This window comes from Aureimonas sp. CAS (assembly GCF_059838215.1).
This window is the reverse complement of record NZ_CM187563.1, coordinates 2,271,798-2,283,922: the sequence shown is the minus strand read 5'-3', so window position 1 is coordinate 2,283,922 and position 12,125 is coordinate 2,271,798. Positions and strand designations below refer to the sequence as shown.

The 12,125-nt window shown below is 69.2% G+C and carries 13 protein-coding genes; 8 read left to right on the top strand and 5 right to left on the bottom strand.

Annotation, left to right across the window (positions count from 1 at the left end; genetic code table 11):
* Nucleotides 1-423 (bottom strand): hypothetical protein, encoded by a 423-nt coding sequence (locus AC6R2M_RS11055; RefSeq protein ID WP_500482084.1) that lies wholly within the window; start codon nucleotides 421-423, stop codon nucleotides 1-3.
* A gap of 417 nt (nucleotides 424-840) precedes the next feature.
* Entirely contained in the window at nucleotides 841-2,241 is a 1,401-nt protein-coding gene (locus tag AC6R2M_RS11050; RefSeq protein ID WP_500482082.1) for an MATE family efflux transporter, read from the bottom strand.
* Between the two features lie 117 nt (nucleotides 2,242-2,358).
* Here AC6R2M_RS11050 and AC6R2M_RS11045 point away from each other — a divergent pair, with 117 nt between their 5' ends.
* The 4 genes from AC6R2M_RS11045 (at nucleotide 2,359) to AC6R2M_RS11030 (ending at nucleotide 7,317) form a co-directional block, all read left to right on the top strand.
* Nucleotides 2,359-3,474 carry an anhydro-N-acetylmuramic acid kinase gene (locus AC6R2M_RS11045; RefSeq protein ID WP_500482080.1) on the top strand — a complete coding sequence of 372 codons (1,116 nt, stop codon included), beginning with the start codon at nucleotides 2,359-2,361 and terminating at the stop codon, nucleotides 3,472-3,474.
* A 110-nt stretch (nucleotides 3,475-3,584) separates the two neighbouring features.
* Complete coding sequence (locus AC6R2M_RS11040; RefSeq protein ID WP_500482078.1) at nucleotides 3,585-4,100, top strand: 2Fe-2S iron-sulfur cluster-binding protein; 516 nt, start codon at nucleotides 3,585-3,587, stop codon at nucleotides 4,098-4,100.
* Nucleotides 4,097-5,080, top strand: a complete 984-nt coding sequence (locus AC6R2M_RS11035; RefSeq protein ID WP_500482076.1) for an FAD binding domain-containing protein — start codon at nucleotides 4,097-4,099, stop codon at nucleotides 5,078-5,080. Before AC6R2M_RS11040 ends, AC6R2M_RS11035 begins: the two co-directional genes overlap by 4 nt.
* Nucleotides 5,077-7,317 carry a xanthine dehydrogenase family protein molybdopterin-binding subunit gene (locus tag AC6R2M_RS11030; protein ID WP_500482074.1) on the top strand — a complete coding sequence of 747 codons (2,241 nt, stop codon included), beginning with the start codon at nucleotides 5,077-5,079 and terminating at the stop codon, nucleotides 7,315-7,317. Before AC6R2M_RS11035 ends, AC6R2M_RS11030 begins: the two co-directional genes overlap by 4 nt.
* Before the next feature lie 93 nt (nucleotides 7,318-7,410).
* Here AC6R2M_RS11030 and fdhA read toward each other — a convergent pair whose 3' ends face one another.
* Nucleotides 7,411-8,601, bottom strand: coding sequence for a formaldehyde dehydrogenase, glutathione-independent (gene fdhA, locus AC6R2M_RS11025; protein ID WP_500482072.1), 1,191 nt, complete (start codon nucleotides 8,599-8,601; stop codon nucleotides 7,411-7,413).
* A 107-nt stretch (nucleotides 8,602-8,708) separates the two neighbouring features.
* Between fdhA and AC6R2M_RS11020 the strand changes: the two genes are divergently transcribed.
* On the top strand, nucleotides 8,709-9,158 hold the full coding sequence (locus AC6R2M_RS11020) for a winged helix-turn-helix domain-containing protein (RefSeq protein WP_500482070.1): 450 nt from the start codon (nucleotides 8,709-8,711) through the stop codon (nucleotides 9,156-9,158).
* Here the strand turns inward: AC6R2M_RS11020 and AC6R2M_RS11015 are convergent.
* The gene (locus tag AC6R2M_RS11015; RefSeq protein ID WP_500482068.1) at nucleotides 9,044-9,475 is read right to left on the bottom strand and encodes a hypothetical protein; all 432 of its coding nucleotides are present in this window, start codon (nucleotides 9,473-9,475) and stop codon (nucleotides 9,044-9,046) included. The two genes, AC6R2M_RS11020 and AC6R2M_RS11015, sit on opposite strands and share 115 nt — an antisense overlap.
* A gap of 298 nt (nucleotides 9,476-9,773) precedes the next feature.
* Between AC6R2M_RS11015 and AC6R2M_RS11010 the strand changes: the two genes are divergently transcribed.
* Nucleotides 9,774-10,070: a helix-turn-helix domain-containing protein gene (locus AC6R2M_RS11010; protein ID WP_500482067.1), complete on the top strand. Its 297-nt coding sequence runs from the start codon at nucleotides 9,774-9,776 to the stop codon at nucleotides 10,068-10,070.
* The gene (locus tag AC6R2M_RS11005) at nucleotides 10,067-10,558 is read left to right on the top strand and encodes a DUF6456 domain-containing protein (protein ID WP_500482065.1); all 492 of its coding nucleotides are present in this window, start codon (nucleotides 10,067-10,069) and stop codon (nucleotides 10,556-10,558) included. The genes AC6R2M_RS11010 and AC6R2M_RS11005 overlap by 4 nt, the downstream gene beginning before the upstream one ends.
* Before the next feature lie 9 nt (nucleotides 10,559-10,567).
* Here AC6R2M_RS11005 and AC6R2M_RS11000 read toward each other — a convergent pair whose 3' ends face one another.
* On the bottom strand, nucleotides 10,568-10,990 hold the full coding sequence (locus tag AC6R2M_RS11000) for a SufE family protein (protein ID WP_500482063.1): 423 nt from the start codon (nucleotides 10,988-10,990) through the stop codon (nucleotides 10,568-10,570).
* Between the two features lie 193 nt (nucleotides 10,991-11,183).
* Here AC6R2M_RS11000 and fabD point away from each other — a divergent pair, with 193 nt between their 5' ends.
* On the top strand, nucleotides 11,184-12,122 hold the full coding sequence (gene fabD, locus AC6R2M_RS10995) for an ACP S-malonyltransferase (RefSeq protein WP_500482060.1): 939 nt from the start codon (nucleotides 11,184-11,186) through the stop codon (nucleotides 12,120-12,122).
* The last annotated feature ends 3 nt before the right edge of the window (nucleotides 12,123-12,125 follow it).

Sequence of the window (12,125 nt, the reverse complement as noted above, 5' to 3'; positions counted from 1 at the left end):
TCAATTGCAGTCGAGCGTGCCGGCCGAGGCCGGGCGGCTGTCGATGCTGATGGAGCCGTTCAGGCAGCCGGTCGTGATCGCCTTGTTCTGAAGGTCGAGCGCGATGTTGTTGCTGCGCGAGATGTCGATGTTGTTCGTCGAGTTGTTGACCGAGCCGATGGTCGTCGTCTGCTGGCCGATCTCGGTGACCGAATGGTCGTAGGTCGTGTTGTTGTTGGTGACGTTGAAGGTCTGGCGGCCCAGCCCTTCGTAGTATCCTTCCTCGGCCTTGCGGATGAGGTCGGACTGCAGCAGTCGGAGGGTCCCGTCCGCCGTCGTGCCGAAGCCGTAATTGCCGTTCCAGTCCGCCGAGGGATTGACCGTGGACTGCGCGAGGGCCGGGCTCGCGGACAAGGCGAGGGAAAGGCCCGCGACGATCCGCAATCCTCGATGGTATCCTGTTTCTCGGCAAAGCTTCGCCGGCGCGCTCGATGGCGCGTCGTCCCGTCTCAGGCCCATGGTCATCCCCCAGTGCCGAACTTGAACGCGAGGGTTGTGTCGCGTCTTCCGTGTTCGGCGTCCGTCCAGCGAGCGGGTCGACCTTCGAGGCGCGGCCGTCGCTGTTCACGGGAGTATTGCTATCCCAAGCTGTATGGGCGCGCCATGCGAAAGCGTACGCAAGGGAAGGTCCGCGGCCATTCTGTGGCGGCGCAGACACAACCTTGGGTTTATGTTTCACATCCTATAGCCGACGTCGGATGACCGTTGAACGACCGGCTCAAAGCGTTGGCGCGATTGAACTTCCGTTGCGGAAGCGATGACGGGGCGGGGAGCTCGGCGCTTCCCTTCTCGTCGGCCCGGTCAGGCGCCGAAGAGCAGCTGGCCTTGGCGCTCGCGGTTCAGGAAACGGCGGCTGAGGAGAACGGAGGCGAGCAGCAGGCCCAGGCCGAGCCCCAGCCACACCCCGATGCCGCCCAGTCCGACCGGGAAGGCGAGGATGTAGCCGGCCGGCATTCCGACCAGCCAGTAGCTGATGACGGCGAGCATCATCGGCACGCGCGTGTCCTTGAGCCCCCGGAGGATGCCGGCCGCCATGGCCTGCGTGGAATCGAAGAGCTGGAAGGCCGCGGCCACGGCCAGAAGCGGCACGGCATAGGCGAGGACCGCCGCCGCGTTCGGGTCGTCGGCGCTCAGATAGAGGCCGATCAGCGGCGCCGGCGCGACCCAGAAGACGATGGCGGCGAAGATCGCGATGGTGAGCGCCACCAGCATCGCGGCACGCGCCGCCCGGCCGATTCCGGCCGCGTCTTTCGCGCCGTAGGCGAGCCCGACGCGGACCGTCGCCGCGTTGGCGAGGCCGAGCGGGATCATGAAGGCGATCGAGGCGAGCTGCAGCGCGATGCCGTGCGCGGCGAGCGGAACCGGCCCGATCCAGCCGACCATGATCCCGGAGGCCCAGAAGAGGCCGACCTCGGCCACGATGGTCGCGCCGATCGGCCAGCCGAGCCGCACGATCTCCATGAAGCCGGGCCAGTCCGGGCGCCAGAAGCGCACGAAGATCTCCAGATGGCGCAACGCCGGGTGGAAGGCGCAGTAGAGCGCCCCGAGCGTCGCGATGAGCGACATCGTCAGGAGGCCGGCGAGACCCGCACCGGCAACGCCGAGCGCAGGTGCGCCGAAATGCCCGTAGATGAAGGTGTAGGCGACGAGCGCGTTGAAGGCGACGCCGACGAGCGTGATGGCGAAAACGACGTTGGCCCGGCGCATGGCGCCGAGGAAGGAGCGGAAGACGATCACGCACAGGGCCGGGAACATCGACCATTGCAGGACGTCCATGTACTGCCCGGTCAGCTCCACGACCTCCGGCACCTGCCCGAGCAGCTGCATGATGGCGCGGGTGTTCATGAGAACGGGCAGGACCGCCACGCTGTAGAGCGCGCTGACCCACAGCCCCATCCGGACCGAGCGGCGCACGGCCCGCGTGTCGTCCTGGCCGGCGGCGGCCGCGACCATCGGCATGACCGCGATGGCAAAGCCCGAGCCGAGCATCCACAGAAGGTGGAAGAACGAGGTGGCGAGAACGCCGGCCGCGAGTTCGACCGTGCCGAGGCGGCCCACCATCACCGTGTCGGTGACGTGGATGGCGACCTGCGCGAGCTGCGTGCCGGCCAGAGGCAGGCCGAGCACCAGCGTGGCGCGCACCTGGTCGGACCAAGCCAGCGACGCGCGCGGGACCGCCGTTCTCTGGTCAATCGTGTCCATGTCCGCCTCGGAAGTTGCCGCCGCCGCGCGATCCTGGAGGACGGGGCGGGGGAGGTTGCCCCGAAGCCCTAAGAAGACCATAGCATTTTGTAAAGCGCGGTTAGGTTGGGGGTCGCGATGACGCGGTGGGCCGTGGGTCTGATGACGGGAACGGTGCTCGACGGCAATGTGGACGTCGCCCTGCTGCGCACCGACGGCGAGACGATCGAGACCTTCGGGCCGGCGGCCCTCGTCCCCTATCCGGATGGTGTCGTGCCACTCCTGCGCGAAGCCCTCGAAGCCGCGGCCGAGTGGCGTTTCGAAGGGGCCGAACCGGACATCTTCGCGCGGGCCGAGACCGCGTTGACGCGGGCGCAGGCCGACGCGGTCGCCTCGGTCCTGGACGAGAACGGCATCGCGCCGAGCGACGTCGAGGTCGTCGGCTTTCACGGCCAGAGCGTGCTGCACCGGGCGCCGACGCCGGCGCGGCCGGGCGCGACGCGCCAGCTCGGCGACGGCGCCGCCATGGCGGCTCGTCTCGGCATCGACGTCGTCTACGACTTCCGCTCGGCCGACGTCGCGGCCGGGGGGCAGGGCGCGCCGCTCGCCCCCATCTACCACCGTGCGCTCCTTCGCCGGATCGGCGCGGGGGAGGAGACCGCGATCCTCAATCTCGGGGGGGTGGCCAACGTCACCTTCGTCGATGCCCATGGCGCCCTCCACGGCTTCGACACGGGGCCCGCCAACGCGCCGCTGAACGACTGGATGCGCCGGCACACCGGGGCCGCCATGGATGCGGGCGGCGAGACGGCGGCGCGTGGCCGCGTCGACGAGGACCGGCTCGCCCGTCTTCTCGAACATCCCTATCTGACGGCTCCCTATCCCAAATCGCTCGACCGCAACGACTTCACCTTCGCGATGGCGGACGGGCTTTCGCTGGAGGACGGCGCGGCGACGCTCACCGCCTTCACGGCCGGCGCCGTGTCCCGCGCGCTTGATCTCCTGCCCGCGCGGCCCTCGCGCCTCGTCGTCTGCGGAGGAGGCCGGCACAATCCGACCCTGATGCGGGAGATCGGGGGGCGCTCCCGCATCGACGTGAGCGATGCCGACACGCTCGGCCTGCGCGGAGACACGGTGGAGGCGGAATGCTTCGCCTTCCTGGCGATCCGGGTTCTGCGTGGCCTGCCGATCTCCTTCCCCGGAACGACCGGCGCGCCGCATCCCTTAGCCGGCGGACGGATCGCGAGAGCCTGAACGGAAGGCCGCGGCCAATCGCCGTCGGGTCGCAGACATTGCCTTTGTGACGGAACGCCCTTGATGCCTTCCCAGTTTGGAAGGCTTACAAACAAGGGCGGCTTTCGACCATGAGACTGACGATCAACGGCGAGACGAGGGACCTCGACCTCGACGTGCGCACCTCGCTGCTCGACGCGCTTCGCGAGCATCTGGCGCTGACGGGGACCAAGAAGGGCTGCGACCACGGCCAGTGCGGCGCCTGCACGGTTCTGGTCAACGGCCGCCGGATCAACTCCTGCCTGACGCTCGCGGTGATGCACGAGGGCGACGAGATCACCACGATCGAGGGGCTCGGCACGCCGGGCGACCTGCACCCGATGCAGGAGAGCTTCCTCCACCACGACGGCTACCAGTGCGGCTACTGCACGCCCGGCCAGATCGTCTCGGCCGTCGGCATGCTCGACGAGGTCGCGAAGGGATGGCCGAGCCACGTCACGGCCGAGGGCGAGTCCGTCTCCCTGAGCGACGCCGAAATCTCCGAGCGCATGAGCGGCAATCTCTGCCGCTGCTCGGCCTATCCGAACATCGTCGACGCCATCCGCGAGGTCGGCGGCGCGAAGGACGCCCGAAAGGACGCGGCATGAGAGAGTTCGAGTACACCCGCGCGTCCGACGTCTCGGGCGCCACCGGTGCGGCGGCGAACGCGGCGACGAAATTCATCGCCGGCGGCACCAACCTCCTCGATCTGATGAAGCTGCAGATCGAGACCCCCGAGCGCCTCGTGGACATCACGCGGCTGCCGCTCGACGCCATCGAGGAGACGGCGGACGGACTGAAGATCGGCGCGCTCGTGCCGAACTCCGACCTGGCCGCCGACGAGCGCGTCCGTCGCGACTATCCGGTCCTGTCGAAGGCGCTCCTCGCCGGTGCGTCCGGCCAGCTGCGCAACAAGGCAACGACCGGCGGCAACCTTCTCCAGCGCACGCGCTGCGGTTATTTTTACGAGACGAGCGCGTCCTGCAACAAACGCGAGCCCGGCTCGGGCTGCGACGCGATCGATGGCTTCAACCGCATCCTCGCCATTCTCGGCACGAGCGAGAAGTGCATCGCGTCGCACCCGTCCGACATGGCGGTTGCGATGCGCGCGCTCGACGCGACGGTGGAAACGCAGAAGGCCGACGGCTCGACGCGCACGCTGGCGCTCGCGGATTTCTACGTGCTGCCGGGCGAGACGCCCCATATCGAGACCGTTCTCGAGCAGGGCGAGCTCATCACCGCGCTGCATCTGCCGAAGCCCCTCGGCGGCCGCCAGATCTACCGCAAGGTCCGCGACCGGGCGTCCTACGCCTTCGCGCTCGTCTCCGTCGCGGCCGTCGTGACGATGGAGGGAGAGTCCATGGGCACCGTGCGGCTCGCCTATGGCGGCATCGGAACGATGCCCTGGCGCGACGAGAGCGTCGAGGCGCTCCTCTCGGGCCAGCGGCCGAGCCGGGCGCTCTTCGCCAAGGCCGCCGATGCGCTTCTGGCCGACGCGAAGGGCTATGGCGAGAACGACTTCAAGATCGAGCTGATGCGCCGCACCCTGCCGGCCGTGCTCGCCGAGGCGACGGGAATGGATCGATGAGCGAGACCACCAAGAGCTACCGCCACGACGAGGCGCAGACCGACACCCGCCTCGACCGGAACGCCGAAGGAGTGATCGGCAAGCCGCTCGATCGCTTCGAGGGACCGCTGAAGGTCACGGGGCAGGCGCCCTACGCCTACGAGAACCGCAAGGGCGAGGACGTCGCCTACGGCTATCTCGTCCTCTCCGAGATCGGCGCCGGCACCATCGCCGAGATCGCCACGGAGAAGGCGGAACAGGCCCGCGGCGTGATCCGCGTGGTCGTGGACGAGCGCGCCGTGCGCTCTTCGGGCGAGCCGGGTCCGACGCCGCCGACGAAGAACGATGGCCGCGTGACCCATTACGGCCAGCCGCTCTGCCTCGTCGTCGCGGAAAGCTTCGAGACGGCGCGCGCCGCCGCCAAGCTCGTGGAGGTGCGCTACGGCCCGAAGGTCGGGCGCTACGATCTCCAGGCGCACCGGGATAAGGCCTACGATCCGGGCGACGAGATGGGCCACGTGACGAAGGGCGACTTCGAGAAGGCCTTCGCGGAGGCCGAGGTCCAGTACGACGCGACCTTCACGACGCCGAGCCAGAGCCATTCGGCGATGGAGCCGCACGCCTGCATCGCCGCCTATGACGGCGACACGCTGACGCTCCACGGCTGCTACCAGCTCATCTCGGACAACGTGCAGCAGGTGGCCAAGGCCGTCGGGCTTTCGCCGGACAAGGTGAAGGTGCTCGCCCCCTATATCGGCGGCGGCTTCGGCGGCAAGCTCGGCATCGGCCCGGAGGCGGTCTATGCCTCCATCGCCGCGATGGAGATCGGCCGGCCGGTGAAGGTCGCCCTGTCGCGCCAGCAGGTCTACCAGGGCACCAACCGCCGCTCCGACACGGTGCAGCGCATCCGCCTCGGCGCAACGCGCGACGGCAGGCTGACGGCGCTGGCGCACGACACCATCGGCTCCAACACGGAGGAGGAGGCCTTCATCGAGCCGGCGGGCATCTCGACGATGTTCCTCTACGCCGCCGAGAACCGCCTGATCACGCATCAGAAGGTCGATCTCAACCTGCTCCTGTCCGCCGCCATGCGCGCGCCGGGCGAGGCGGTCGGCATGCTCAGCCTTGAGAACGCCATGGACGAGATGGCCGAAAAGCTCGGCCTCGACCCCATCGAGTTCCGAAAGCTGAACGAGCCGGACGTCGATCCGCAGGAAGGACTGCCCTTCTCCTCGCGCAAGCTCGTCGAATGCATGGAGGAGGGCGCTAAGCGCTTTGGCTGGGACAAGCGCAATGCGAAGCCCGGCACGCGCCGCGAGGGCGAGTGGCTGATCGGCCTCGGCGTGTCCGCCGCCTCGCGCAAGAACCTTTTGTCGAAGTCGTCGGCCCGCGTGACGCTCTCGGCCGATGGCCGCGCGCTCGTCGAAACCAACATGACCGACATCGGCACCGGCACCTACACGATCCTGCAGCAGATCGCGGCCGAGATGCTGGGGCTGGAGCCGGCGGCCGTCGAGGTGAAGCTCGGCGAATCGCAGCTACCGCGCTCACCCGGCTCGGGCGGCTCCTGGGGCGCTCAGTCGGTCGGCTCGTCGGTCTACGTCGCCTGCGAGGGCATCGCCGAGGCGATGGCCAAGAAGCTTGGCGTCTCGGCCAACGAGCTGACGCTCAAGGACGGAACGGCGATCGCCGGCAACCGGCAGACGCCGATCACGCAGGTACTGGGCGGGGAGGCGATCGAGGTGCTGGGCAAGTTCGAGCCCGGCAAGGCCTTCAAGGAAACGCATCAGGCGAGCTACGGCGCGCATTTCTGCGAGGTCGCGGTCAATTCGGTGACGGGCGAGACCCGCGTGCGCCGTCTCCTGACGGTCGGCGCGGCGGGCCGCATCCTCAACGAGAAGACTGCGAAGAACCAGTGCTACGGCGGACAGATCTTCGGCATCGGCACGGCGCTGACCGAAGAGCTCGTCGTCGACACGCGCTCCGGCCTGATGGTGAACCACGATCTGGCCGAGTACCACGTGCCGGTAAACGCCGACGTGCCGCAGCTGGAGGTCGTGCTCCTGCCCGAACTCGACCCCCAGGCGAGCCCGCTGGCGGGCAAGGGCATCGGCGAACTCGCGATCTCGGGCGTCGGTGCGGCGATCACCAACGCGATCTACAATGCCTGCGGCGTGCGCGTGCGCGACTACCCGATGACGCTGGACAAGATCATCGCCGGCCTGCCGCGCGAGGAGTTTGCCGAGGCTGCTGAATAAGCGAAGAATGGGGGAGGGGCGCGGCGGCGGCAGCGCCTCCTTCTCCCCTCGGGGAGAAGGAGGCCGCCTTTTCCTCAGGCGCCGCTTTCCCGCTCAGGCGGCCTTCGCCAGATCGCCGTGCGGGTCGAGGACGTATTTCTTCGCCGCGCCCTTGTCGAAGTCGGCATAGCCCTTCGCGGCGTCCTCCAGACCGATGATCTGCGCGTTGACGATGTCGGCGATGGGAAGGCGGTCGTGCAGGATCGCCTGCATGAGCTGGCGGTTGTAGCGCAGGACCGGCGTCTGCCCGGTGTGGAAGGACTGCGCCTTCGCCCAGCCGAGGCCGAAGCGCAGGGACAGCGAACCCTGCTTGGCGGCCGCCTCCGCCGCGCCGGGGTCTTCGGTCACGTAAAGCCCCGGGATGCCGATCGAGCCGGCGGCGCGGGTGATCTCCATCATCTGGTTCAGGACGACGGCCGGCTGTTCCTTGCCGGAATGGCCGACCGCCTCGAAGCCGACGGCGTCGATCGCCGCGTCCACCTCCGGCGCGCCGGTGATCTGGTCGATGAGGTCGCCCAGCCTGTCCGACTGCGAGAGGTCCACCGGCTCGAAGCCGACGCGCTTGGCGTGGGCGAGGCGCTCCTTGTTGAAGTCGCCGATCATGACGACGGCTGCGCCGAGGATGCGGGCGGAGGCCGCGGCCGCCAGCCCGACCGGGCCGGCGCCCGCGACATAGACCACCGAGCCGACGCCGACGCCGGCCTTCACGGCGCCGTGGAAGCCGGTCGGCAGAATGTCCGACAGCATGGTCAGGTCGCGGATCTTCGCCATGGCCCGGTCACGATCCGGGAATTTGAGAAGGTTGAAGTCGGCATAGGGTACGGTGACGTATTTCGCCTGCCCGCCGATCCAGCCGCCCATGTCCACATAGCCGTAAGCGCCGCCAGCGCGCGCCGGGTTCACCGTCAGGCAGACGCCCGTGTCCATCGAACGGCAGGTGCGGCAGCGCCCGCAAGCCACGTTGAAGGGCACCGAGACGAGGTCGCCCTTCTTGAGCATCTCGACGTCGACGCCGGTCTCGATCACCTCGCCGGTGATCTCGTGGCCGAGAACGAGGCCTTCGGGGGCGGTGGTGCGGCCGCGCACCATATGCTGGTCGGAGCCGCAGATGTTGGTGGAGACGACCCGAAGGATCGCCGCATGCTCGATCCGGCGCCCGTCCGGCGCCTCCAGCTTGGGATCGTCGATGGTCTGGACCTCGACCTTGTCCTTGCCGAGATAGACGACGCCGCGGTTGCCGCTCATGAGCTTTCTCCCTTCGCTCGCGATGTCTGCGCGCGTTGGCAGCCGGGCGGGCCGGCCTCGTCCGCGCGGTCGCGGAACCTCCCCCGCGATTGCCCGAAGTGTCGGACGTGCGTATCGTCGCGGCGATGAGGAATGCGACGCGGACGAAAGGCGAGGCGACACCGGAGGCGGAAAAGGGCGCTGTGGACGCGCTTCGGCTTCGGCTCGTCTTCGGTCCGCGGCGGATCCTCGGCCCCGGCCGGATCGAACTGCTCGACGCGATCGAGAGGACGGGCTCGCTCGCCGCCGCCGGCCGCGCGATGAGGATGAGCTACAAGCGGGCCTGGACGCTGGTCGAGGAGCTCAACGCCACCTTCGACGAGCCGCTGGTCGAACTGTCGCGCGGTGGAAGCGGCCATGGCGGCGCGGTGCTGACGCCGCTCGGCCGCGAGATGGCGGTTCGCTACCGGCGGATGCTGGAGGCGACCCGCGTGGCGATCGCCGACGATCTCGAAGCGATGGGCGACCGGCTGCGCCTTCCGCAGGGCGAGGACACCTCGGGCGTGCCGTCCAGCTGACGCAGCGCGCGGAAGACGGCGATGTGCCGGTTGAGATCGTAGTCGATCCTCGCGGCACGCGCCCTGCGGGCGCAGAGGTCGAGCTCCCGCTGCAGCGCCTCGCGCATGGCCCGCAGACGCACAGGCTCGAGGCCGGGCGAGCGGGAGACCGCCGCATTCGTCTCGGCCAGGGGGAAGCCGAGGCGCAGCAGCGTCGCCACCAGCTCACGCCTGCCTTCGATCATCGGATCGACCAGCCTCTGGGCGAAGCGCCGCGCCGCCGCGCTCATCGCGCGTTCCCAGCCGGCGGGATCTGGCCGGTCTTCGTTCTTCGCCATCTGAATCCTCGTCGCTGAGAAGGTGCGAAGAGGATCGCCGCAGATGAAAAGAGGGGGATAGATTCCTTCTCCCCGGAATGACGAAAGCTTCGCAGACGGTGCCGGCAGAAGCCTCTCAGCGTAGCGGACGCCGCGGCGTGAAAGAAAATATTCCTATATCGATCGTTTGGGCGTAAAGGTCTGCGGGAGAGGCGCTCGAGATCAGGAGGCGATCGTGCAGACACCGTTCGATTCCAGAGGGGAGGTCGCCGTACGGCGGCGAGGGCCGAAGGCTCGGCCCGACGACGGCAGCTGTCAGTTGGCGCTCGCCATCGCCGCCGCCGCCTTCGACGTATCGCCGCAGGAGATCCGGTCCCGCCAGCGCCACGAGGCGGAGACGGCGGCCGCGCGCCACGTCGCCATCTATCTCGCCCATATCGTCTTTCGCGCGCCGATGCCTCTGGTGGGCAAGGTGTTCGGCCGCGATCGGACCAGCGTGCGCTATGCCGTCCGGCGGGTGGAGGATCGGCGCGACGATCCGGTCTTCGATCGCCTGATGGACCGGCTGGAGCGTGTGGCGGCCTTCTGCGGCCCCGTCGGGGAGGCGCGTCCGTGACCCGGCCCGCCTTCAACGACGAGGAGACGCCGCTGACGCGACTGGCCGCGCCGCGGGGTCGCCAGCCGGCCTTCCTGAGCGAAGCGGAGGCGCGGGCCGGAGAACGGCTGCGGGTCGACTTCACCCGCGCGGGGCTGACGCCGGGAATCTCCCAGAGCTGGGATTTCGGTCCTCGCGGCGACGGCCCGCCGCAGGGGGCGGGTGATCTGTCGGACAGCGCGCTCGATGCGCGGCGTCGCGTCTCGCGCGCTCTCGATGCGGTCGGGCCGGAGCTGTCCGGGCTGGTGCTCGATATCTGCTGTTTCCTGAAGGGGCTGGAAACGGTGGAGCGGGAGCGGAGCTGGCCGGCGCGCTCGGCCAAGCTGATGCTGAAGACCGGCCTGTCGATCCTGGCGCGCCATTACGGACACGCCTCGGGCACCGGCCGCGAGGGCCGGATCCGGCGCTGGGGAACGGCGGACGCCAAGCCGACGGTCCGTGGAGCCTGACGAACGGTTTCAGGCGGCCGAGGGTGCCTCCTGGGCGTCCTTCTTCATCCGCGCGATGACCGAACGAAGGCCGTTCGAGCGCTTGGAGGTGAGATAGTCGCGCAGGCCGAGATCGATGAAGATGGTCTCGGCGTCGAGGTCCCGGATGTCCTCGCGCGTGCGCCCGGAGAACAGGATGACCGCAAGCGCGACGAGGCCCCTTACGATGAAGCTGTCGGACGTGCCCCGGAACTCCAGCTTTTCGGGGTCCTGCGGGTCGGGGCGGCTGGCGATCCAGACGCGGCTCTGGCAGCCGTGAACCTCGTTCTCGGCGGTGCGTTCAGCCTCCGGCAGGTCGGCGTGCAGCTTGCCGAGCTCGATGATGTATTCGAGCTTGTCGTTCTCCTCGGTGAGGAACGTGAAATCCTCGGCGATGTCCTTGAAGTTCGGCATGAGGCGGCGTCTCGATCGGCTGGCGTCCTGGTCCCTGCCAGATAGGGACCGCACGCGCCGATGTCAGAGCCGCCGCGCGAGCGCCGTGTCAAGGCGGGATGCCGGTTGCGATTTTGCCAAACTTGACAGGCGAGGGGCCCCGCGCCCATTCCACCGCCCACGAAACGTGCAACCATCGAAAGGCGCTGCCGCCATGTCCTTCGCATTGATCTTTCCCGGCCAGGGCAGCCAGTCGGTCGGCATGGGCCGCGCGCTCGCCGACGAGGCGGCGGTCGCCCGCGCGGTGTTCGAGGAGGTCGACGAGGCGCTGGGCGAGAAGCTGTCCTCGGTGATCTTCGAAGGCCCGGAACAGACGCTGACGCTGACGGCGAACGCCCAGCCCGCGCTTATGGCGGTCTCGATCGCCGCGCTGCGGGTGCTGCAGGAGCGCGGGCTCGACCTCTCGGCCGCCTCCTACGTCGCGGGTCATTCGCTGGGCGAGTACTCTGCCCTGGCCGCGGCCGGCGCGATCCCGCTCGGCGAGGCGGCGAGGCTTCTGCGCATCCGGGGCGAGGCGATGCAGGCGGCGGTTCAGCCCGGCATCGGCGCCATGGCGGCTGTCATGGGGCTCGAAGCGGCCGATCTCGAAGCAGCCTGCGCGGAGGCCGCCGAGGGCGAAGTCTGCCAGATCGCCAACGACAACGGGGGCGGTCAGCTCGTGATCTCCGGCCATGCCGGTGCGGTCGCGCGCGCGTCCAAGCTGGCGGGCGAGCGCGGCGCCAAGCGCGCCATCCTGCTGCCGGTGTCCGCGCCCTTCCACTGCGCGCTGATGGCGCCCGCCGCCGAGCGCATGGAGGCCGCGCTGGCCGAGGCGACGGTGACCGCGCCGAAGGTGCCGGTCGTCGCCAACGTTCTCGCCCGCCCGATCGGCGAGCCTTCCGAGATCCGGGCGCGGCTCGTGGAGCAGGTGACCGGCCGCGTCCGCTGGCGCGAATCCATGGAGTTCCTGGCTGCCGAGGGCGTCACCACGCTTCTGGAGGTCGGCAGCGGCAAGGTCCTGACCGGCCTCGCCCGCCGGATCGACAAGACCCTTTCCGCCCATCCCGTCGGTGCGCCCGGCGATGTCGACGCCGCGCTCGCCGCGATCGGCTGACGC